The organism is Cyanobium sp. Tous-M-B4, from assembly GCF_024345395.1.
Classification (GTDB): Bacteria; Cyanobacteriota; Cyanobacteriia; order PCC-6307; family Cyanobiaceae; genus Cyanobium_A.
On the sequence record NZ_JAGQBA010000001.1, the window covers coordinates 151,687 to 171,891 of the forward strand.

The window sequence follows — 20,205 nt, forward strand, 5'->3', positions numbered from 1 at the left end:
AGGAGCGCAACAAAAAAGCCCGGCGAAGGGCCGGGCTTGAGCTTATTGGCAATAGCGCCAATGATCTTCAGTAGGACAAGCCCATAGAGCGACTGGTTTCGTCGCCCAAATAAACGCGAATGCTGAGGAAGTCGGTGGGGCAAGCGGTTTCACAGCGCTTACAACCGACGCAATCTTCTGTGCGGGGAGAGGATGCAATCTGGCCGGCTTTGCAGCCATCCCAGGGCACCATCTCGAGCACATCGAGTGGGCAGGCGCGCACACATTGGGTGCAACCGATGCAGGTGTCGTAGATCTTGACGGCGTGGGACATGGGCCTGAGCCGGGAACAAACGGCGTGGAGCCCAACGTACCCACAGCCTCCGGACACGCACCCACGCAGCCCTCAGCCCGTCACCCTTGTTCATACGCCGGGGGGAGCCCAGCGGGGTGACCCGTAGAGTGCATCGACTCTCACAGCGGCCATGTCCCAGGAAGCGATCTACGAGAAAGTGCGCTCGATCGTTGCCGAGCAGCTCAGCGTTGACGCTGGGGAAGTGAAGCCCGAATCAAACTTTCAGAATGATCTGGGTGCCGACTCCCTCGACACCGTCGAGCTGGTAATGGCTCTGGAAGAAGCCTTTGACATCGAAATCCCTGACGAAGCTGCCGAAGGCATCACCACCGTTGGCGATGCCGTCAAGTTCATTCAGGACAAGCAGGCCTGAGCCACCCCATGGTGCAGGGTCTCCAGCGCGTCGTCGTCACCGGTCTCGGCGCGATCACACCGATCGGTAACGACGTCTCCAGCTACTGGGAGGGTCTGAGCACTGCGCGCAACGGCGTGGCGGGTATCACTCTTTTTGATGCCAGTCGTCATGCCTGTCGCTTCGCAGCTGAGGTAAAAGATTTTGATCCTTCCCGCTGGCTAGAGCCCAAGGAATCCAAGCGCTGGGATCGCTTTTGTCAGTTTGGGGTAATCGCTGCCAAGCAAGCAGTTGCCCATGCGGGACTCACCATTGATGAGTCCAACCAACACCGAGTGGGCACAGCCATTGGCTCCGGCGTTGGCGGCCTGCTGATGATGGAAACCCAGGCCCACGTGCTCAAGGATCGGGGCCCGGATCGGGTGAGTCCGTTCTGCGTGCCGATGATGATCCCCAATATGGCGACTGGCCTAACGGCGATTGCCCTTGGTGCCAAGGGACCCAGCAGTGCGGTAGCCACCGCCTGCGCCGCCGGCTCCAACGCCATCGGTGATGCCTACCGGCTGATCCAGCTAGGCTTGGCTGACGTGATGGTCGCTGGTGGCGCCGAATCGGCCATTACTCCTTTGGGAGTAGCGGGATTTGCCAGCGCTAAGGCGCTGTCCTTCCGCAACGACGACCCAACCACGGCCAGTCGCCCCTTCGACGCCGAGCGCAACGGCTTTGTGATCGGCGAAGGCGCCGGAGTAATTGTGCTCGAAAGCTTGGAACACGCCAGGGCCCGTGGTGCCCAGATCCTGGCCGAGGTTGTGGGCTACGGCATGACCTGCGACGCCCACCACATCACCTCACCCACCCCTGGAGGGGTCGGCGGTGCCGAAGCCATTCGTCTTGCCCTCAAAGATGCCCGGCTTGAGCCCGAAGCCGTCGACTACGTAAATGCCCACGGCACCAGCACCCAGGCCAACGACAGCAACGAAACCTCCGCCATCAAGAGTGCCCTCGGGGATCGGGCATACCGCATACCCGTGAGCTCCACGAAATCAATGACTGGCCACCTCCTAGGAGGCAGCGGCGGCATTGAGGCGGTCGCAGCGGTGCTGGCTATTGAGCACAACCTGGTGCCACCTACCATCAATTACCAAAATCCGGATCCGGCCTGCGATCTGGATGTGGTTCCCAACCAGGCCAGGGAACACACCCTCAACGTGGTGCTCTCCAATTCCTTCGGGTTTGGCGGTCACAACGTCTGCCTGGCGTTCCGCCGCATGGCGTGAGCCTCCTCCTCCCACTCCCCCACCTGCCTTAGCCATGGTCGCCGCTCCTTCCACATCCGTCGAATCGCTCTGCGTCAACAGCATCCGCTTTTTAGCGATTGACGCGATCAATAAGAGCAATTCGGGCCACCCCGGCCTGCCCATGGGCTGCGCCCCGATGGCCTTCGCCCTGTGGGACAAGCTGCTCAAGCACAACCCCAAGAACCCCAAGTGGTTCAACCGGGATCGCTTCGTGCTCTCCGCTGGCCACGGCTGCATGTTGCTATACGCCCTGCTGCACCTCACCGGCTATGACTCGGTGACCATCGAAGACATCAAGCAGTTCCGCCAGTGGGGCAGCCGCACCCCTGGTCACCCTGAAACCTTCGAAACCCCAGGAGTTGAGGTCACCACCGGCCCCCTGGGCCAGGGCATCTCCAACGCCGTGGGCTTGGCCATCGCCGAAGCGCACCTGGCTGCCAAGTTCAACAAGCCCGGCTGCGACCTAGTTGATCACTACACCTACGTGATCATGGGCGACGGCTGCAACCAAGAAGGCGTGAGCGGTGAAGCCGCCTCCCTGGCCGGCCACCTGGGCTTGGGCAAGCTGATTGCCCTCTACGACGACAACCACATCACCATCGACGGCAACACCTCGGTGTCCTTCACCGAGGACGTGCTGAAGCGCTACGAGGCCTATGGCTGGCACACCATCCACGTCAAGGATGGCAACACCGATGTGGCCGCCATTGCCCAAGCCATTGAGGCAGCCAAGGCCGTCACCGACAAGCCCAGCTTGATCAAGGTGACCACCACGATCGGCTACGGCTCGCCAAACAAGGCCAATACCGCTGGAGTACACGGTGCGGCCCTAGGCGCCGACGAGGCAGAGCTGACCCGCAAAGCCCTCGATTGGAGCTACGGCGCTTTCGAGGTGCCCCAGGACGCCTACGACCACTGGCGCCAGGCGATCAGCCGCGGTGAAGCCCTTGAAACCGCCTGGAATGCAACCCTGGCCACCTACCGCAGCCAGTACCCAGCCGAAGCGGCCGAATTCGAGCGCCAGCTGCGCGGTGAACTGCCCCAGGGTTGGGACGCTTCCCTGCCCAGCTTCAGCCCCGAAGACAAGGGCCTGGCCACCCGCCAGCACTCCTACAACGCCCTGAACGCCTTCGGCCCCAACCTGCCCGAGCTGATCGGCGGCTCCGCCGACCTCACCCACTCCAACCTCACCGATATCAAGGGCGAGGCCAGCTTCCAGAAGGGTGGTGAGGCCAACCGCTATCTGCACTTCGGTGTGCGTGAGCACGCCATGGCAGCGATCATGAATGGCATCGCATACCACGGCAGCGGCCTAATCCCCTACGGCGGCACCTTCCTGGTGTTCGCCGGCTACATGATCGGCGCCATGCGCCTTTCAGCCCTTAGCGAGCTGGGCGTGATCTACGTGCTCACCCACGACTCGATCGGTCTGGGCGAAGACGGTCCCACCCACCAGCCGGTGGAAACCCTCGCCAACCTGCGCGCCATCCCCAACCTGCTGGTGATGCGCCCGGGCGACGGCAACGAGACCATGGGCGCTTATCAGGTGGCTGTCACCAACCGCAAGCGCCCCACCGTGCTGGCCCTCAGCCGCCAGGCCATGGCCAACCAACCCGGTTCGGCCGCAGCCCATGTGGCCAAAGGTGGCTACATCCTGGAAGACAGCAATGGCACCCCGGAACTAATCCTGATCGGCACCGGCACCGAGCTGGAGCTCTGCACCAAAGCCGCAACCCAGCTGCGCGCCGAAGGCAAAAACGTGCGGGTGGTCTCGATGCCCTGCATCGAGCTGTTCGAAGAGCAGGATGCCGCCTACCGCGAAAGCGTGCTGCCCGCCGCCGTGCGCAAGCGTGTTGTGGTGGAAGCCTCGAGCTCCTTCGGCTGGCACAAGTACACCGGCTTCGATGGCGCCTGCATCTCGATCGACCGCTTCGGCGCATCCGCTCCCGGCCCGGTCTGCCTTGAGAAGTTTGGCTTCACCGTCGACAACGTGGTGGCAACAGCCAAGGCGCTGGGCTGATTCAACTGAGACTGAAAAGCCCCGCCTAACGGCGGAGCTTTTTTATGTCAACTTACGGAACCGTGAACCGCAAACAGGGTGATCTCACACCACTGCCGCAGCCCCAGCCTCAACTCCTGCCTTCTGCTGCGCCAGCACCTGCTCCAAGCCTTCCAGATCCTCATCGGTGATCTTGGTTTGCATTGGGCAGTGCTTGGGGCCGCACATCGAACAGAACTCTGCCTGTTTATAGATATCGGCGGGCAGAGTTTCGTCGTGGTATTCGCGTGCTCGCTCAGGATCAAGCGAGAGATCGAACTGCTTGTTCCAGTCGAAGGCGTAGCGGGCGCGGCTGAGTTCGTCGTCGCGATCGCGGGCGCCGGGGCGATGGCGAGCGATATCGGCGGCGTGGGCAGCGATCTTGTAGGCGATCAGGCCCTCACGCACATCTTCAGCATTGGGCAGGCCTAGGTGCTCCTTCGGGGTCACATAGCAGAGCATGGCCGTGCCGTACCACCCGGCCATCGCCGCGCCAATGGCGCTGGTGATGTGGTCGTAGCCGGGGGCGATGTCGGTGACTAGGGGGCCGAGCACATAGAAAGGCGCCTCACTGCACTCCTCCATCTGCTTTTTGACGTTGAACTCGATCTGATCCATCGGCACATGGCCCGGACCCTCAACCATCACCTGGATGTCGTGCTCCCAGGCGCGGCGGGTGAGCTGGCCGAGAGTTTTCAGCTCCGCCAGCTGGGCGGCGTCGGAGGCGTCGTGCTGGCAACCGGGACGTAGGGAGTCCCCAAGGGAGAAGCTGCAGTCGTAGCGCTTGAAGATTTCGATGATGTCATCGAAGCGCGTGAACAGAGGATTCTGCTTGTGGTGATAAAGCATCCACTGGGCCAAGATCCCGCCACCGCGGCTAACGATGCCGGTGAGGCGACCCTTCACTAGCGGCAGGTGCTCAATCAGCAAGCCGGCATGAATAGTTTGGTAGTCAACGCCCTGCTGGCAGTGCTTCTCGATGATGTGCAAGAAGTCGTCGGCGTCCAGCTTCTCGATGGAGCCGTGCACGCTTTCTAGGGCCTGGTAGACGGGCACCGTGCCGATCGGCACCGGCGAGGCATTAATGATCGCCGTGCGCACCTCATCGAGATTGACGCCGCCGGTGGAGAGATCCATCACCGTGTCGGCGCCGTATTTCACCGCTAGGCGCAGCTTGGCCACCTCCTCATCGAGATCGGAAGCATTGGGGGAGGCGCCGATATTGGCGTTCACCTTGCAACGGCTGGCGATACCGATCGCCATCGGCTCCAAATTGAGGTGGTTGATGTTGGCCGGGATGATCATGCGTCCCCGAGCCACCTCCTCCATCACCAGCGACTCGGGCAGGTTTTCCCGCTTGGCCACATAGGCCATCTCTTCAGTCACTACGCCCTGGCGGGCGTAATACATCTGGGAATAGTTCGCGGTGCCGCGACGCTTCTCAATCCAGGCGCTACGCATGTGAGGCTGCAGATAGGGCGGGGCGCAGCCTGAGAGTGGTTTCACAATCCAATTCCACTTCCCTGCGCCGGCATGACCCGGATCAGGTTCGGAGGGTGTGATCTCAGCCCGAAGCCGCACTAATGCAGCGGGGCACCCCTAGTGACCTATCCAACCTAGCTCTGCAGACCATTGAGCGCCGCGGCCACCACCCGGTGGTCGGGGTCGGCCTGGAGCTGCTGCAACAGGACCCGGGCCTCGGCAGCGCCCTGTTCCCGCACCAAGCGGGCCAGGATCTCGGCGCCGCCCACCCGCACCGTGCCATCCGCGTCCGTAATCGCCATCGACGCCAGCTCCAGCAACCAAGCCGGATCAATGGCCGGCTGCTCAGCTAGAGCCGAAAGGATGCTGCAGCGCACCAGCCACTGCTGATCGGCTGCAAACACATCACGCAGCAGGGGCCAGGCCCGCTCAAGGCAGTGGCTCACCAGGGAGTTGGCCGCTTCGGCTCGCACATTGGCGTCCTCATCGCCCTGCATCGCGGCCACCAGCGCCAGCCAGCCAGCCTCGTTTTGCTTCACCCCAAGGCCAGCGCAGCTGAGCGAGCGCACCATGAACATGCTCTGCTCCAGCCCGAGCAGCAGTAAGGGCACGGCCTGCTCCACCGGCACCTCCCGCAAACCCACCAGGGCGGGCATGGCCCGACTGGGGTCTCCGCAAAGGATGGCCTCACGCAGGGCCGCAAGATCGGGGGAGGGATTGGTCATACATCCCCATCGTGGCGCAGGGCCGCCAGCAGCTCACGCCGTCGCCGTCGCCGGCTCACGGCACTGGTAACAAGCAAGCCCGTGCCGATAAGCAGGGCCGGCAAGACTGGAATCCGATCGACGCCGCGACGCTGCAGCAGCACCAGCAGCGCCAGCAGGATCAACAGGGGCGAGGAGAGGGCCAGCAACCCCCGCAGCCAGGGCCTTTGCTTCATGGGCGCCGCTCCATCCAGCGCAGCAGGCTCAAGGTGAGCACGCCAATGCCCACCGGCAGGGACGCTTCGTCGGGAGCGAAGCTGTTGCTGTGCAGCGGCGTGCAGCCCTGAGGCCCCGCCACCCCCAGCCGAAACATGGTGCCGCGGGTGCCATCGAGCAGTTCGGCAAAATCCTCCGCTCCCAAAGACGGCTGCTCGAGCCACTGCACCTGCTGGCGACCGAGCAACTCCACCCCAGCTTCAGCCACCAGCTCGGTAAGGGCAGGGTCGTTGTGCACAGGCGGTGAAATCACCCGATAACGCACCCGGGCCTCACCGCCATGGCCGCGGCAGAGGGCCTGCACCGTGTCTTCGATCCAGCCCGGCAGCTGGGCGTGCACGTCGGTGTCGAGGCAGCGCACCGTGCCGAGCAGGCGCACATGGTCGGCGATCACGTTGAAGGCCTTACCACCCTCGATCCGCCCGAAACTCACCACCACCGGGTGCAGGGCATCAAGGCGGCGGCTGATCGCCTCCTGCAGACCACTCACAACCCGCGCCGCAATCCAAATGGCGTCGGTGCTCTGGTGGGGCCGGGCGCCGTGGCCGCCCTCGCCCAGCACCTCCACCTCCAGCTCACCGGCCGCAGCCGTAAGGCTGCCGCTGCGCACGCCGATCGTGCCCGCCGCCAGGCTGGGAAACACGTGCACACCAAACAGGGCTGCCACACCGTCCATGGCGCCATCGGCCTTCATCCAGGCCGCCCCCTGGGCCGTTTCCTCAGCGGGCTGAAACAACAGCCGCACCCGGGCCGTGAGCAGCTCGGGGTGGCGCTCGGCAAGCTCAGCCAGCAGGTAGGCCACCCCCAGTCCCACGGCGGTGTGCAGGTCGTGGCCGCAGGCATGCATCAAGCCCTGCTGGGTGGAGGCGTAGTCGAGGCCGGTGCGCTCCTCCACAGGCAGGGCATCCATATCCACCCGCAGGGCCACCAGGGGGGCGGGCAAGCCAGCAGGCCCCTGCTCTGGCCCCAGCTCCGCCAGCACGCCGGTGCGGCCGACACCCTCGCGCACCTGCCAACCCCAGCGCCGCAGCTCACCTGCCACCAGGGCAGCGGTCTGCTGCTCATGGCCACTGAGCTCGGGATGGCGATGGATATGACGCCGCAACTGGATCAGCTCCGGCAGCACCTCGGCCAGGGCCTGCTCAAGTCCCAGGGCCTGCCAATTCCAGCTGCAGGGTGTTGCCGTCATTCGAGGGCCATCGATCAAGGGGCCAAAGCGAGAAATTGCGCCAGAGCTGCCACCGGCTCGGGGGGCCAACGCCGCGTCGCAAGTAACCATTCTTGCTGCCGGTAGCGGGGATCGAGGCCAGAGGCGGCCGCCCAGTTGCTTTCGGCCTCACCGCGAGCCCCCTTCTGCCAGAGCAGCGCCGTGAGACCAGCTCGGGCATCGGCAAACAGGGGATAGCGGCGGATCAGGTTGCGCAGCTGCCGCTCGGCCTCGGCGCGATCGCCCAGCTGGAAGGCCGCCAGGGCGGCACTGGAGCGGGCCATGGCGAAGCCTGGCCTAGCCAGGGAAGCGGCCTCAAAGCAACTTCGCGCCTCCTGCCAGTCCCCCAGGGAGCCCTGCACGTTGCCGAGGTTGTAGAGGGCCGAGGCGCGCGGTTCACCCGCGTCCTGCGGGGCGCGCTCCAGGATCCAGCGGTAGTCGGCTTCGGCGGCAGCCCACTGGCCCAAGGCCTCCTCGGCTGTGCCTCGATTGAGATGGGGATCGGGGCTCTCGCCGTCGAGCTGCATCGCCTTGGTCTGGTCAGCGATAGCGGCGCGGGGATCGCCCAGGGCCAGCTGCACATTGCCCCGATTGCTCCAGGCCGCCGCATCCTCCGGGGCCACCTCCAGCACCTGGTTCCAGAGGGGTAGAGCCTCATCAAAGCGCCCCTGCCGACTGGCGCTGAGGGCCTGATCAAACAGCTGGGGCAGCAGCAGCTGCAGGCCCAGCAGCAAAGAAAACAACGTAGGAATCATGGTTGGCTGCTGGTCATGCGGCCGCCTTAGCCGGCCAGCCCAGGTGATTACGGCCCGCCGGGGTAACCAGCCGTCCCCGGGGGGTGCGCTGCAGAAAACCCAGCTGCAACAGGTAGGGCTCCACCACCGCTTCGAGGGTGGCGGAATCTTCGCCGAGACCGGCGGCCAGGGTGTCGAGGCCCACGGGGCCGCCGCCGTAGCCCTCGAGCATCAAGGTGAGCAAACGCCGGTCACTGGCATCGAGACCGCGGTCGTCAACGCGGTGCAGGCTGAGGGCCTCAGCCACCAGGGGCGCACCAATGCAGCCATGACCCCGCACTGAAGCCACATCGCGCACCCGACGCAGCAGTCGATTGGCAATGCGGGGGGTGCCGCGACAGCGGCGGGCAACTTCCAGGGCGGCCCCGCCCTCCAGCTTGATCTGGAGCAGGCCAGCAGCCCGCTCCACAATTTGCTGAAGCTCATCGAGTCCGTAAAACTCAAGCCGCTGAATCAGGCCGAAGCGATCCCGCAGCGGTGAACTCAGCGATCCGGCCCGGGTGGTGGCGCCAACAAGCGTGAAAGGTGGCAGATCCAGGCTGCGGGTGCGGGCCGTCGTGCCCTTACCCACGGTGAGATCGAGGCGGTAATCCTCCATCGCTGGATAAAGAATTTCCTCGGCCACCCTGTTGAGCCGATGAATCTCGTCAATGAACAGCAGCTCATGGGGCTGCAGGTTCACCAGCAGGCCAACGATGTCGCGGGGGCGCTCCAGGGCCGGGGCGCTGGTTATGCGGCAGCGCACGCCCAACTCCTCAGCCAGCACCAAAGCCATGGTGGTTTTGCCCAGGCCCGGTGGGCCGTAAAGCAGCACGTGGTCGAGGGCCTCTTGGCGGGCGCGGGTGGCCTCCACCGCGATGGCCAGCACCTGCTTGAGCTCGCTTTGGCCGATGTAATCGGCAAGGCGCTTGGGGCGGAGACTGTCCTCCCGGGGCAGGCCACTGGCTGCGGCGGGGACCTCCTCGAGCACGGGAGCGGGGTCCACAAGGCGCGCTGGTGGCTCGTCGCGGCTGGGGCGGCCGCGGGGCGCCGAGGATCCCGAGGAGACGATGGCCATGCAGCGAGGGTACCGGGGGCTCCCTAGGGTCGGGAGATCAAGGGGACGGTTGCGGAGCAGCGATGGCCAAGGGCGGGGGCAAGAAGAGCGCTAAGGCCCAGCGCGATGCCGCCAACAAGCTGCTGGCCGACAACCGCTTTGCGCGGCACCAATACGAAATCCTCGAAACCCTGGAGTGCGGCCTCGAGCTATTTGGCACCGAGGTGAAGTCGATCCGGGCCGGGCAGTCAAATCTGCGCGATGGCTTCTGCCTGATTCGCAAAGGAGAACTGCAGCTTCACAACGTGCACATTTCGCCCCACAGCCACGCGGGCGCGTTTTTCAACCATGAGCCGTTGCGAGTGCGCAAATTGCTGGCCCACCGCCGCGAAATTGACAAATTGCGGATTGGCCTAGATCAAAAAGGCCTCACCCTGATCCCCCTGAACCTGCACCTCAAGGGCTCCTGGATCAAGCTGACAATCGGTTTAGCCAAGGGCCGCAAGCTGCACGACAAGCGTCACGAGGAGCGGCGCAAGCAGGACATCAAGGACGCCAAGGCCGCAATCGCCCGGCTCTGAATTGGGGGGCCGGAGCGCCCGACCTACCCGCCCATACGCCTTCCGGCTGGAGTCAGTTCACTGGCGGTGGTACGGGCGGCAGGGGATCGGCGGCGGGCGCGGGCACGGCCGGAGCCTGGGGAGGCTCTAGCTGGGGCGCCGGCGCCTGCGGTGATGGTTCGGGGACGGTCACCGGCGGCGTCTCGACAGGGGGCGGATCGGCCCGCAACGACAGGGTGATCAGGGCCGGCGCCACGCCCTCGTTGGTTACCAGAAGCTGCACTGGGGAGTTCTTCTGCTCCCCCAAACTGACCACCCGCAGGGGCCCCTTGGCTTCCAGCAGCTCGCCATCGGCACTAAACACACTCATTTGCATCAAGGGCGAGCCATTCACGCCCAGCACCAGGCGATAGCCCGGCGGCAACCGCACCGGGAACAGCCGGGCACCACCAGCTTCTACCTGGGCTGAAATCACCTGGGTTGCCTGGGCCTGGGCCTGAATCGCCTCGATCTGCACGTTGGCCAGGCCCTGCTCCGCCGCGGCAAACCACAGCTGGCGAAAGGGCTCGGCCGGGATGTCAGCGCCGGGGCGGCCGGGCAGCAGGCTCTGGGCACTGCCCGAAACCAGCTGGCGCAACACCGCTGAGCTAAGTCCCTGATTAACCAGGGCCTGCTGACGCCTCTCCCAGTCACCGTTTGTGTAGGAACCCAGACGGCGCCGAATCTCGAGGGGTAGCTGCTCCACCCGAGCCAGCCACTCCTCTGCAAGCTCATTCCAAACCTTGCGCAGGGGAGAGTCGTCGAGAGAATCGCTGGGCAGGCGACCGCCCCGCTCCGGAAACTGGGCCAGCAGGCTGGCATCCACCAACTTCAAGAACCAGCCCCGATCCACCTGCATGGCCCGCAGCCGGTTAAGCAGCTGCTGGCGCTGATCCACCTCCGCCGGCGGCAGGCTGTTGGGCAACTGCAGGGCCGCATCGGGAACGGGCATGGTCAAGCGACCGCGGCTCAGCCACCACCAGCCCAGGGCAGTGCCCACGACCGCCGACAGCACCAGGGCAATCACAACCGGCCAGACGCCGCCTTCAGCGACCTCCTCGCGCTCCTCCAAGCGGCTACGCAGCACGGGAGAAGGCGGTGGGGGCAGCTGGACCGGCTCCGGAGAGGATTCAACAGGAACTTCAGGTGCTGCAGGCGCTTCAGGTGCTGGTGCTGGAGGTGGTGGTGGCACCAAAGCGACGGTGCGGTCGGCGCGGGGCACCGGACCGGTGCTCTCTGGCATGGGTATGGCCTGGAAGGCAGCCAGGGCCTGGGAGGCGGAAGCAAAGCGTTCGCCGGGCTGGCGCTCCAGCAGGCGGCTGATTTGGGCCTGCAAGGCCGGTTCAGCAGTGAGGGCCGCCGGCCAGCGCCAGGCCATGGTGACCGGATCCAGTAGCCGGGCGGGCTCCTCGCCGCTGAGCAGCACCAGGGCCACCACCCCGAGGGCATGCAGATCCATCCAGGGCTCGGGATCGGCGACCCGAGCCCGCTCGGGTGGGGCGTAGCCCGGGGTGGCGGCGGCCGTGCCTGCCACCAGGCCGAAATCGAGCAGCACCGGCAGCCCGTCGCTGTCGCGGCGCAACAGGTTGGCGGGGCTGAGGTCGCCGTGCACCAGTGCCTGGCTATGCAACACGGCCAGCACCGGCAGCAGCTGGCGCAGCAGCAGCAGCACCTCACCGGCACCGAAGACCAACTGGCGCTCGGCACGGGCCTGCAGCAGCAGTTGGTAGGTGCGGCCGGCCTGCCATTCGCGCACCAGCCACAAACCCTCCTGGGCCTGGATGGCCGCCCCGAGCCGGGGCACCTGGGGATGGAGCAGCCCCTGCAGCCGGCCCCAGAGCTGGCGCGCCCGAGCCGGGTCGATAGCTGGACCCAGCAGCCGCAAGGCCATCGGCGCCTCGGCGGCTAGCTGATCGCTAGCGCGCCAGAGTTCCCCCTGGGGAGCCTCTGCCGGCGGGGCGGAGCTGAGGCGTTGCTCGAGCCGGTAGCGCTCGCCGATCAACTGACCCACCTGCACCGCCATCAGCCCACCTCCAGCGAGGGCCGCAGGGGTTGGTGTAACCCCTTGCCCGCCAGCCAATCGGCGTCATAGAGCCGAGATCGGTAGCGATCACCGCTATCGCACAACACGGTCACGATCGTGTGGCCAGGACCAAGCCGCCGGGCCGTTTCCACCGCCGCGGCCACATTGATGCCCACCGAGCCGCCCAAAAACAAGCCCTCCTGCCACAGCAGCTGATAGATCGTCTCGAGCGCGGTCTGGTCGTCGATGCGCACGGCATCATCGATGGGAGCACCCTCCAGGTTGGCGGTAACGCGGCTGTTGCCAATCCCCTCGGTAATCGAACTTCCCTCACTGACCAGCTCACCCCGGCTGGCCCAGCTGTGTAGGGCGCTGCCGTGGGGGTCGGCCAGCACGCAGCGCACGGCTGGGTTTTGCTGCTTCAGATACAGGGCAACACCGGCATAGGTGCCGCCGGTGCCAGTGGCCGCCACCCAGGCATCCACCGCCCCATCGGTTTGCTGCCAGATCTCCGGACCGGTGGAGTTGAAGTGAGCGCGGCGGTTAGCCAGGTTGTCGAACTGGTTCGCCCACACGGCCCCGGGCGTTTCAGCGGCGATACGGCCCGAAAGCCGCACGTAGTTGTTGGGGTCGCGGTAAGGCACCGCCGGCACCGTGCGCACCTCGGCGCCGAGGCTGCGCAGCAGGCCGATCTTCTCGGCCGACTGGGTGTCGGGGATCACGATCAGGGCCCGATAGCCGCGGGCGTTGCAGAGGTGGGTGAGGCCAATGCCGGTGTTACCAGCGGTGCCCTCCACCACGGTTCCCCCAGGCTGCAGCAGCCCCTGCTCCTCCGCCTCCAGCAGGATCCCCAGAGCGGCGCGATCCTTCACCGACCCCCCAGGATTCATGAACTCGGCCTTGCCGAGGATCTCGCAGCCCGTTTGCTCGCTCAGGGCATTGAGCCGGATCAGGGGCGTGTTGCCAACGGCGCCCACGAACCCTGAAGTGATGCCGGCCATATCCGCGTGCGTTGCGTGGCGGGATCGTAGGCAAGGTCCCTAAGGTCGGGCCTGAATTAGCCCCAGATTGGCGGCAGCGGCATGGGGCAGGAGCTGAAGGCGCGCTACGCGCAGGTGCGCCAACGCAGCGTCGAATTGGTGGCTCCCCTGCAGCCCGAAGACGTCTGCCTGCAGGGCATGGCCGATGCCAGCCCGCCCAAGTGGCACCTGGGCCACACCACCTGGTTTTTTGAGCAGTTTGTGCTGCGTAGCCCAGTGTCGCCGGACGCCTGGGGCTTTCTTTTCAACAGCTATTACGACTCAGTAGGAGCCCGCCACCCCCGGCCCCAGCGGGGCCTACTCACCCGGCCAGCCCTGGCCGAGGTGCTGGCCTGGCGGCAGCGGCTGGATGGGGCCCTGCTCAGCCTGTTGGAGCAGCTTGAGCCGGGCGATCCCCGGCTGGAGCTGGTGGAACTGGGGCTGCAGCACGAGCAGCAGCACCAGGAGCTGCTGCTGATGGACCTGCTGGATGGCTTCAGCCGCAACCCACTCGAGCCGGCATATGGCTCAGAGCCGGAGGCTGCCTATCAGGCGAGCGTTGCCCAAGAGCCCACCTGGCTGCAGCACGAGGGGGGGCTGGTGGAGATCGGCCATCCAGGTGGCAGCTTTCATTTCGACAACGAGGCGCCCAGGCATCGCCAGTGGCTCGAACCCTTTGCGCTTAGCTCCCGCTTGGTGAGCAACGGCGAATTTGCAACCTTCATTGCCGATGGCGGCTACAAGAGGCCGGAGCTGTGGATGAGCGAGGGCTGGGCGGTGGCGCAAGCCCGGGGCTGGCAGGGACCGCGCTACTGGCGCGACGGCGAGGAATTTTCTCTGGCGGGGCGTCAGCCGCGGCGCTCCGAGCTGCCGGTGCGGCACCTGAGCTGGTTTGAAGCCGATGCCTACGCCCGCTGGGCGGGTGCCCGGCTGCCAGGCGAGGCCGAATGGGAGCTGCTGGCACCCCAACTGGAGCAGGCCTTCGGGGTGCTCTGGCAGTGGAGCGCCAGCCCCTACCGGCCCTACCCGGGCTTCGCGCCGGCAGCCGGGGCGGTGGGGGAATACAACGGCAAGTTCATGAGTTCCCAGATGGTGCTGCGCGGCAGCTGCTTTCTCACCCCGCCTGGCCACGAACGGCTCACCTACCGCAACTTCTATCCACCGGCGAGCCGCTGGCTGGCCGGTGGCCTACGCCTAGCCCGCGATGGCGGCTGACATGCAACTAATCGACCTCCACCCCGAACCGGCAGACATGCGGCGGCTAGTGCGCGAGGGCATGGCCCAGCAACCGCGTCAGCTGCCGGCCTGGCTGCTGTACGACGCCGAAGGCTCACGGCTGTTTGAGGCGATCTGCGAGCAGCCGGAATACGGGCTCACCCGCACCGAAACCGCCCTGCTGGAAGCGCGGGCGCCTGAGCTGGCAGCAGCGCTGGGAGCAGGGGTGCTGGTGGAGTTTGGCGCCGGCAATGCCCGCAAAGTGGGGCCCCTGCTCAAGGCGCTGCTGCCACCGGCCTACGTAGCCCTTGACATCAGCGCCGACCATCTCCAGCAAAGCTGCGTGGACCTGCAGGCGCGCCACCCGGCAGTGCCCGTGCTCGGCATCTGCTGCGACTACAGCGCCCTGCGGCAGCTGCCAGAGCACCCCTTACTCAGCGGCCGGCGGCTCCTGGGTTTCTATCCCGGCAGCTCAATCGGCAACTTCAGCCCCGAGGAAGCGCAGGCGCTGCTGCGGCAGCTGGGCCAACTGCTGGGCCCCGGCGCCAGGCTGCTGATCGGCATCGACCAGCCCAAAGCCGTGGAGCGGCTGGAGGCCGCCTACAACGATGCCGCCGGAGTTTCAGCCGCCTTTGCCCGCAACCTGCTGGTGCGCCTCAACCGCGACCTAGCGGGCAACTTCGACCCCGACGCCTTCGCCTACAGCGCGCGGTGGCAACCCGAGCACAGCCGCATCGCCATGGCCCTGATGAGCCGCCAGGCCCAGTCGGTGCAGCTGGCGGGCGAGATCTGGAATTTCGCCGCAGGGGAGCCGCTGATCACCGAGTACAGCGTCAAATACGGCCCGGCGGAATTCACCGCCCTAGCTGAACGGGCCGGCTGGCGACCGCTGGGGCGTTGGAGCGATCCCGCCGACGACCTTTCGCTGCACCTGCTGGTGACGGCAGACTCCTGACATCAGGCAGGAGAACCATGGGTCGTGAGGAGCAACGGGCTGCCATGCGGCAGGTGCGCGAGGGCCTGATCGCCGAGCTGGAGGAGCTGTATCGAGGCGCTTTTGATCGCATAGGCAGCCAGGACCTGGGTGAAGGGGCAATCGCCCGACTCACCCAGCTGCTGCTGCGCTCCCGCGAAGCGGCGATCACACCGCTGCAGCAAGAGATCGAGGCGCCATTGATCACCACGCCCGCCGGGCAGCCCGCCCCGTGAGCTGGCTCGACGAGCTGGAGGCGCAGCTGGATCAGCAACTTGCGGCCTTTCTCGCCGCCAACCCCAGCCAGGAAGCCCTACTTGGCGAGCAGGAAGCACGGGATCGCCAAGCCAGGCTGGTGGGGCAGCGGCGCCAGTTACAAAGGCAGGCGGAACAGGAGCGCCAGGCCCTGCTGCAATTGGCCGCTGAAATCCGCTGCTGGCAGGAACGGCTGGCCAAGGCCCGTGCCGCTGGCGCCACAGCCCTGGCCGAGCGGGCTGAAGCCCACCAACTGGGCCTGATGGAACAGGGCCGGCAGCGCTGGCAACACCTTGGGGAACTGGGGGTGAGCTTCGCGACCGTGGAGCGCGATCTGCGCGAACTGGAGAGCCGTCCCCGCCCGCCAAAGGCCTCCAACCTTGAGCAGGACTGGGCCACCTTCGAGGCCGAACAGGCTCTAGAGCAGCTGCGGCGGCGGCAGAGCTGAGCCCTCAGCGCTCAAGGCAAGCAAAGCGGCGGAAGCCAATCAAGCCTTGGGCGCCGGCGGCACCAGGCTGACACCGTCGGGTGGCGGAGTGGGGTCGGGATCGGCGATCAGCATGTGCTGCAGCACGATCTCGGGACGTTCACTATCACGCCAACGAATTCGATAGGCGGGCATCTTGGTGCCGCGGCTGGTGGTCTGCTCCACCGGCTCCATCACCCAGCCCCGGCGCGAGCGTCCCTGGGGGTTGCGCTTCACCACAGCATCCGCGTGTTTGAAGCGAAAACCAACGCGCTCGCCACTCATGGAATCGCTGACCCCGGATGGGGGAGATTGCCTACTAGAGGGATTATCCCATTGCGCCAGGCCCAGCCTCTTGACGAGCCTCCAAACGCACCTACGGACGCACCTCCGGACGTAAGAGGGGGAAGGCGATCACATCGCGGATCGAGGGGCTGTCGGTGAGCAGCATCACCAGCCGATCGATGCCAATGCCCAGGCCGCCCGTGGGGGGCATGCCCACCTCCAGGGCCTGGAGGAAATCCTCGTCCACCTGCTGGGCCTCGTCGTCGCCAGCGGCCTTGCGGGCCTGCTGGGCCTCCAGGCGCTGGCGCTGGTCCACTGGATCAATCAACTCGCTGAAAGCGTTGGCGGTTTCACGGCCCACGATGAACAGCTCAAAGCGCTCCACCATCCCCGGCTTGCTGCGGTGGGCCCGGGCCAGGGGCGAATTCTCCACGGGGTAATCGATCACGAAGGTGGGCTGGATCAACTCCGCTTCCACCCGCTGCTCGAAGGCCTCCACCAGCAGGCGACCCACGGAATCGGCCAGGGCCGGCACCTCCAGCCCCTGGGCCCCCATCACCGCGGCCGCCTCTTCGCGGCTACCAAAGCTGGTGAAATCCAGGCCGGTGGCGTCTTGCACCAGCTGATGCATGGTGGCCCGCCGCCAGGGGGGCGCCAGATCAATCTTGGTGCCCTGGTAACTGATCTGAGTGGTGCCGCACACCTGCTGGCACACGTGGGCAATCAGCTGCTCGGTGAGCAGCATCATGTCGGTGTAGTCGGCATAGGCCTGGTAGATCTCCACCGAGGTGAACTCGGGGTTGTGGCGGGTGCTGATGCCCTCGTTGCGAAAGATGCGCCCCAGCTCGTACACCCGCTCGAAGCCCCCCACCACCAGCCGCTTCAGGTGCAGCTCGGTGGCAATCCGCAGGGTGAGGGGCAGATCCAAGGCGTTGTGGTGCGTTTCAAATGGCCGGGCATCGGCACCGCCCGGCACGCTCTGCAGCACCGGTGTTTCGATCTCCAGAAAATCCCGCTCATCGAGCCAGCGACGCATGGCACTCACCGCCACGGCCCGGCGCCGGAAGGTTTCGCGGGTGTGGGGCGACACGATCAAATCGAGGTAGCGCTGGCGGTAGCGCTTCTCCACATCCGCCAGGCCATGCCACTTGTCGGGCAGGGGCTGGAGGCTCTTGCAGAGCATGGTCCAGCCCTTCACCTTCACCGACAGCTCACCGCGATCGGTGCGGCGCAGGCTGCCCTGCACGCCGATCAGGTCACCGGCATCCACCAAGGAGGTGAGGTGGGCGAAAGCCTCCGGGTCCTCCGGCATGGACGCCTCGAGGGTGGCCTTCTCAATAAACAGCTGAATCGGACCGGTTTCATCAGCCAGGGTGAAGAAGGCGAGCTTGCCCATCACGCGGCGAGTCATCACCCGGCCTGCCACGGCTACTTCCAGTTGCCGCTCCTCACCGTTGGCCAAGTCGGCATGGTCCTGCTGCAAAGCCGCCGTGCGGTGGCTGGGCTCAAAGCGCAGGGCGTAGGGACCCTGGCCGAGGGCGGCGAGGGCGGCGGCTTTCTCCAGACGGGTCTCGCGCAGATCCGACAAGGCAGACAGGGGGCTGAATCGGCCCATCCTGCAGGAGCGCTAGCCGTTAGCCGCCAGGCTTGCTTCAGCCATCCGCTGGGAGGCGTAGCCAGTGCCGCGCACCGTGAGGATCAGCTCCGGATTGCGAGGGTCGGGCTCGAGTTTGCCGCGCAAGCGAGCTACATACACATCAACCACCCGCAAGTCGGCGGCGCGGCGGGGGGGATAGCCCCAAAGCTGCTCAAGGATTTCGGCCCGGGGCACCACCCGACCGGGTTCCCGGAACAGCAGCTCCAAGAGGCTGAATTCGGTGTAGGTAAGCCCGATGCGCTCGCTGTCGCGGGTCACCTGGCGGCGGTTGGTGTCTACCACCAAGTCCCCCACCCGCAGCACGCCGCTGCCGCTGGGCACCTCGCGAGGCTCTGCAGAGGCTGAACCGCGGCCAACCCGCCGCAAAATTGTGGCGATGCGGGCTTCAAGCTCCTTAGGGCTGAAGGGCTTGGGCAGGTAGTCGTCAGCGCCGAGGTCTAGGCCCGACACCCGCTCGGCGATCGCATCAAGGGCCGAAAGGAAAATGATCGGCACGCAGGATTCAGCCCGCAGACGGCGGCAAACCGCAAAGCCATCCAGCTTGGGCAGCATCACGTCGAGCACGACGAGATCAGGCTGCTCTTGGTGAAACAGGCTGAGGGCTTCCTCGCCGTCTTCAGCGCAAATCACCCTGTAGCCAGCCAGCTGCAAGCGCATCACCAGCACCCGGCGCACAGCGGCTTCGTCATCTACCACCAACACGGTGGCTTTGGGCTCAACCGGGGCAGGCCCCAGGGAATCGGAGAAGGCGTCTGAAATGGGCCTGTCCTCCGAAGGCATGGGCGGTGCGCCGGGATGAAGAATCGCAACCATACCGCTCGATGCCCCCTAAGGTCACCCCCAACGGGCCCGGGAGTAGCGGTTCCACTCGTCAGCCGCAGCAGTCAGGGCCGCATCACTGCCCACCTGGCCGAGCATGGCGCGCTGCAGCTGGGTATACACAATCGCCTGCAGTCGTTTCACCCCCGGGCTCGCCGGCACCAGCACCCTGGCCTGGCGAAGGGTCTGGGCCGACAGCAACCGGGCCCGCTGCACCAGAGGATCCTGCGCCCCAGCGCCAGCCCTAGGTGCAGGTGCAGGAGCAGTCGCCAGGCTGGCCTCCAACTGCTGCAGGGCTTGCCGGTTGGAGGGGAGCACCCGCGCCTGCTCGGCGAAGGCCAACTGGTTGGGGCCATTGGTGAGAAATAAGGCGAAGCGGGCCGCCTCGGCCGCCAGGGCGCTCTGCTTGGGCACCACCAGATTCATCACCGCCACGTTGGCCTCACCGCTGGCGCCCGTGAGCGGCGCAAAGGGCGCCGTAACCGCTGCAATGCCGGGAGCATTGGTCTGCAGGTTGCGCAGGAAGTCAGGCCCCGTGGCCACCTGAACCAGGTCCCCCGACTGGTAGAGCTCGATGGCTCTCCGGTAGCCCTGGCTCACCACCTCTCGTGGCAACAGGCCGCGGCGGTAGAGGTCACTCCAAAAGGCAAAGGCCCGCCGCCCCGCGGGGCTATCGAAGGCCGCCCGCTGCTCCCCATCCAGCAGCTTCACCCCCATCTGCACCAGGGTCTCGAGCAGCTCGGCGGAATCGTCGGGCACCACGGTTACAAACAAGGCGTAGCGGCCGGTGCGACGGCGCACCGCCTCGGCATAGGCCGGCACCTGGTCCCAGGAACCCGGGGGGGCGCTGTAGCCGGCCCGCTCAAGCAGCCGGCGGTTGGCCATGGTGATCCGGGCGGTCAAATACCAAGGAATGGCAAATTGCTGGCCCCCCTGCCCCTGGCGGCCTGCCTCCCAGATCGCTGGCAAATAGGCATCAGCAGCCCCCGCCGGCAGCACATCGCTTAAATCAAGCAGCCCCCCCTTGCTGGCCAGGTTGGCCGCGAAGGGGGGGTTGAGATTCACCAGGTCCGGGGCGGTGCGAGCAAATACCGCCGCAAGCAACTTGCGCTCCACCGAGCTCCAAGGCACGTCGGTCCAGCGCACCCGCAACCCGGGGTTCTGACCCTCCCAGGCTGCGATCAGCTCCCGCAAATAGCCGTTGAACTTGGGGGCCAGGTCCAGGGTCCAGAAATTCAGCACCTTGGCCGCCGCGGAATCAGGCCCCGGACCAGCCCTGCCACAACTGCCCAGGCCCGCTGCCAGCAGGGCAGCAGCAGAGCCGCCGCCAAGAAGCTCAAGGAAACGCCGCCGGGTCTGGATCAATGCCATCT

At 66.0% G+C, this 20,205-nt stretch carries 21 protein-coding genes and 1 riboswitch; of the genes, 8 read left to right on the forward strand and 13 right to left on the reverse strand.

Features of this window, described 5'->3' with window-relative positions:
- Positions 1-67: 67 nt before the first annotated feature.
- The gene (psaC, locus tag KBY73_RS00790; protein ID WP_006042515.1) at positions 68-313 is read right to left on the reverse strand and encodes a photosystem I iron-sulfur center protein PsaC; all 246 of its coding nucleotides are present in this window, start codon (positions 311-313) and stop codon (positions 68-70) included.
- A 151-nt stretch (positions 314-464) separates the two neighbouring features.
- Here psaC and acpP point away from each other — a divergent pair, with 151 nt between their 5' ends.
- The 3 genes from acpP to tkt are packed head-to-tail and all read left to right on the forward strand — an operon-like array spanning position 465 to position 4,004.
- Positions 465-707: an acyl carrier protein gene (gene acpP / locus KBY73_RS00795; RefSeq protein WP_106632933.1), complete on the forward strand. Its 243-nt coding sequence runs from the start codon at positions 465-467 to the stop codon at positions 705-707.
- A gap of 8 nt (positions 708-715) precedes the next feature.
- Complete coding sequence (gene fabF / locus KBY73_RS00800; protein WP_254935217.1) at positions 716-1,963, forward strand: beta-ketoacyl-ACP synthase II; 1,248 nt, start codon at positions 716-718, stop codon at positions 1,961-1,963.
- Positions 1,964-1,997: 34 nt separating this feature from the next.
- A complete protein-coding gene (tkt, locus tag KBY73_RS00805) occupies positions 1,998-4,004 on the forward strand; it encodes a transketolase (RefSeq protein ID WP_254935218.1) in 2,007 nt (668 codons plus the stop codon).
- Between the two features lie 84 nt (positions 4,005-4,088).
- Here the strand turns inward: tkt and thiC are convergent, their stop codons facing one another.
- The 6 genes from thiC to ruvB all read right to left on the reverse strand — a co-directional run bounded on the left by thiC (position 4,089) and on the right by ruvB (position 9,542).
- Positions 4,089-5,483, reverse strand: a complete 1,395-nt coding sequence (thiC, locus tag KBY73_RS00810; protein ID WP_254935219.1) for a phosphomethylpyrimidine synthase ThiC — start codon at positions 5,481-5,483, stop codon at positions 4,089-4,091.
- 42 nt (positions 5,484-5,525) lie between these two features.
- A riboswitch (TPP riboswitch) is annotated at positions 5,526-5,633 on the reverse strand.
- 5 nt (positions 5,634-5,638) lie between these two features.
- Entirely contained in the window at positions 5,639-6,229 is a 591-nt protein-coding gene (locus tag KBY73_RS00815) for a HEAT repeat domain-containing protein (protein WP_254935220.1), read from the reverse strand.
- The gene (locus KBY73_RS00820) at positions 6,226-6,444 is read right to left on the reverse strand and encodes a DUF3188 domain-containing protein (protein WP_254935221.1); all 219 of its coding nucleotides are present in this window, start codon (positions 6,442-6,444) and stop codon (positions 6,226-6,228) included. Before KBY73_RS00820 ends, KBY73_RS00815 begins: the two co-directional genes overlap by 4 nt.
- The gene (locus KBY73_RS00825) at positions 6,441-7,673 is read right to left on the reverse strand and encodes an amidohydrolase (RefSeq protein ID WP_254935222.1); all 1,233 of its coding nucleotides are present in this window, start codon (positions 7,671-7,673) and stop codon (positions 6,441-6,443) included. The genes KBY73_RS00820 and KBY73_RS00825 overlap by 4 nt, the downstream gene beginning before the upstream one ends.
- A gap of 14 nt (positions 7,674-7,687) precedes the next feature.
- Positions 7,688-8,446 (reverse strand): tetratricopeptide repeat protein, encoded by a 759-nt coding sequence (locus KBY73_RS00830; protein WP_254935223.1) that lies wholly within the window; start codon positions 8,444-8,446, stop codon positions 7,688-7,690.
- Positions 8,447-8,459: 13 nt separating this feature from the next.
- Complete coding sequence (gene ruvB, locus KBY73_RS00835; RefSeq protein ID WP_254935224.1) at positions 8,460-9,542, reverse strand: Holliday junction branch migration DNA helicase RuvB; 1,083 nt, start codon at positions 9,540-9,542, stop codon at positions 8,460-8,462.
- A 62-nt stretch (positions 9,543-9,604) separates the two neighbouring features.
- Here ruvB and smpB point away from each other — a divergent pair, with 62 nt between their 5' ends.
- On the forward strand, positions 9,605-10,102 hold the full coding sequence (smpB, locus tag KBY73_RS00840) for an SsrA-binding protein SmpB (protein WP_254935225.1): 498 nt from the start codon (positions 9,605-9,607) through the stop codon (positions 10,100-10,102).
- A 52-nt stretch (positions 10,103-10,154) separates the two neighbouring features.
- On the opposite strand, the gene KBY73_RS00845 is transcribed toward smpB, so the two are convergent.
- Together KBY73_RS00845 and KBY73_RS00850 are read right to left on the reverse strand one after the other, a co-directional pair.
- Positions 10,155-12,143 (reverse strand): protein kinase domain-containing protein, encoded by a 1,989-nt coding sequence (locus KBY73_RS00845; protein ID WP_254935226.1) that lies wholly within the window; start codon positions 12,141-12,143, stop codon positions 10,155-10,157.
- Positions 12,143-13,144, reverse strand: a complete 1,002-nt coding sequence (locus KBY73_RS00850) for a cysteine synthase A (RefSeq protein WP_254935227.1) — start codon at positions 13,142-13,144, stop codon at positions 12,143-12,145. Before KBY73_RS00850 ends, KBY73_RS00845 begins: the two co-directional genes overlap by 1 nt.
- Positions 13,145-13,225: 81 nt before the next feature.
- Here KBY73_RS00850 and egtB point away from each other — a divergent pair, with 81 nt between their 5' ends.
- The 4 genes from egtB to KBY73_RS00870 are packed head-to-tail and all read left to right on the forward strand — an operon-like array spanning position 13,226 to position 16,053.
- A complete protein-coding gene (egtB, locus tag KBY73_RS00855) occupies positions 13,226-14,377 on the forward strand; it encodes an ergothioneine biosynthesis protein EgtB (protein ID WP_254935228.1) in 1,152 nt (383 codons plus the stop codon).
- The gene (egtD, locus tag KBY73_RS00860; protein WP_254935229.1) at positions 14,367-15,332 is read left to right on the forward strand and encodes an L-histidine N(alpha)-methyltransferase; all 966 of its coding nucleotides are present in this window, start codon (positions 14,367-14,369) and stop codon (positions 15,330-15,332) included. Before egtB ends, egtD begins: the two co-directional genes overlap by 11 nt.
- 17 nt (positions 15,333-15,349) lie before the next feature.
- The gene (locus KBY73_RS00865; RefSeq protein WP_254935230.1) at positions 15,350-15,586 is read left to right on the forward strand and encodes a hercynine metabolism small protein; all 237 of its coding nucleotides are present in this window, start codon (positions 15,350-15,352) and stop codon (positions 15,584-15,586) included.
- The gene (locus tag KBY73_RS00870) at positions 15,583-16,053 is read left to right on the forward strand and encodes a hercynine metabolism protein (RefSeq protein ID WP_254935231.1); all 471 of its coding nucleotides are present in this window, start codon (positions 15,583-15,585) and stop codon (positions 16,051-16,053) included. The genes KBY73_RS00865 and KBY73_RS00870 overlap by 4 nt, the downstream gene beginning before the upstream one ends.
- 39 nt (positions 16,054-16,092) lie before the next feature.
- Here KBY73_RS00870 and KBY73_RS00875 read toward each other — a convergent pair whose 3' ends face one another.
- From KBY73_RS00875 to KBY73_RS00890, 4 genes are all read right to left on the reverse strand, one after another.
- Positions 16,093-16,356 (reverse strand): hypothetical protein, encoded by a 264-nt coding sequence (locus KBY73_RS00875; RefSeq protein ID WP_094559041.1) that lies wholly within the window; start codon positions 16,354-16,356, stop codon positions 16,093-16,095.
- 91 nt (positions 16,357-16,447) lie between these two features.
- Positions 16,448-17,944, reverse strand: coding sequence for a lysine--tRNA ligase (lysS, locus tag KBY73_RS00880; protein ID WP_254935232.1), 1,497 nt, complete (start codon positions 17,942-17,944; stop codon positions 16,448-16,450).
- Positions 17,945-17,983: 39 nt separating this feature from the next.
- Positions 17,984-18,793 carry a response regulator transcription factor RpaB gene (gene rpaB, locus KBY73_RS00885; protein ID WP_254935233.1) on the reverse strand — a complete coding sequence of 270 codons (810 nt, stop codon included), beginning with the start codon at positions 18,791-18,793 and terminating at the stop codon, positions 17,984-17,986.
- Positions 18,794-18,847: 54 nt separating this feature from the next.
- The gene (locus tag KBY73_RS00890; protein ID WP_254935234.1) at positions 18,848-20,203 is read right to left on the reverse strand and encodes an ABC transporter substrate-binding protein; all 1,356 of its coding nucleotides are present in this window, start codon (positions 20,201-20,203) and stop codon (positions 18,848-18,850) included.
- Between the last annotated feature and the right edge of the window lie 2 nt (positions 20,204-20,205).

What these genes read in the sequence shown, in the direction of transcription:
- psaC (WP_006042515.1), bottom strand. Translation starts at nt 313, where the DNA reads ATGTCCCACGCCGTCAAGATCTACGACACCTGCATCGGTTGCACCCAA.
- acpP (WP_106632933.1), top strand. Translation starts at nt 465, where the DNA reads ATGTCCCAGGAAGCGATCTACGAGAAAGTGCGCTCGATCGTTGCCGAG.
- fabF (WP_254935217.1), top strand. Translation starts at nt 716, where the DNA reads ATGGTGCAGGGTCTCCAGCGCGTCGTCGTCACCGGTCTCGGCGCGATC.
- tkt (WP_254935218.1), top strand. Translation starts at nt 1,998, where the DNA reads ATGGTCGCCGCTCCTTCCACATCCGTCGAATCGCTCTGCGTCAACAGC.
- thiC (WP_254935219.1), bottom strand. Translation starts at nt 5,483, where the DNA reads ATGCGTAGCGCCTGGATTGAGAAGCGTCGCGGCACCGCGAACTATTCC.
- KBY73_RS00815 (WP_254935220.1), bottom strand. Translation starts at nt 6,229, where the DNA reads ATGACCAATCCCTCCCCCGATCTTGCGGCCCTGCGTGAGGCCATCCTT.
- KBY73_RS00820 (WP_254935221.1), bottom strand. Translation starts at nt 6,444, where the DNA reads ATGAAGCAAAGGCCCTGGCTGCGGGGGTTGCTGGCCCTCTCCTCGCCC.
- KBY73_RS00825 (WP_254935222.1), bottom strand. Translation starts at nt 7,673, where the DNA reads ATGACGGCAACACCCTGCAGCTGGAATTGGCAGGCCCTGGGACTTGAG.
- KBY73_RS00830 (WP_254935223.1), bottom strand. Translation starts at nt 8,446, where the DNA reads ATGATTCCTACGTTGTTTTCTTTGCTGCTGGGCCTGCAGCTGCTGCTG.
- ruvB (WP_254935224.1), bottom strand. Translation starts at nt 9,542, where the DNA reads ATGGCCATCGTCTCCTCGGGATCCTCGGCGCCCCGCGGCCGCCCCAGC.
- smpB (WP_254935225.1), top strand. Translation starts at nt 9,605, where the DNA reads ATGGCCAAGGGCGGGGGCAAGAAGAGCGCTAAGGCCCAGCGCGATGCC.
- KBY73_RS00845 (WP_254935226.1), bottom strand. Translation starts at nt 12,143, where the DNA reads ATGGCGGTGCAGGTGGGTCAGTTGATCGGCGAGCGCTACCGGCTCGAG.
- KBY73_RS00850 (WP_254935227.1), bottom strand. Translation starts at nt 13,144, where the DNA reads ATGGCCGGCATCACTTCAGGGTTCGTGGGCGCCGTTGGCAACACGCCC.
- egtB (WP_254935228.1), top strand. Translation starts at nt 13,226, where the DNA reads ATGGGGCAGGAGCTGAAGGCGCGCTACGCGCAGGTGCGCCAACGCAGC.
- egtD (WP_254935229.1), top strand. Translation starts at nt 14,367, where the DNA reads ATGGCGGCTGACATGCAACTAATCGACCTCCACCCCGAACCGGCAGAC.
- KBY73_RS00865 (WP_254935230.1), top strand. Translation starts at nt 15,350, where the DNA reads ATGGGTCGTGAGGAGCAACGGGCTGCCATGCGGCAGGTGCGCGAGGGC.
- KBY73_RS00875 (WP_094559041.1), bottom strand. Translation starts at nt 16,356, where the DNA reads ATGAGTGGCGAGCGCGTTGGTTTTCGCTTCAAACACGCGGATGCTGTG.
- rpaB (WP_254935233.1), bottom strand. Translation starts at nt 18,793, where the DNA reads ATGCCTTCGGAGGACAGGCCCATTTCAGACGCCTTCTCCGATTCCCTG.
- KBY73_RS00890 (WP_254935234.1), bottom strand. Translation starts at nt 20,203, where the DNA reads ATGGCATTGATCCAGACCCGGCGGCGTTTCCTTGAGCTTCTTGGCGGC.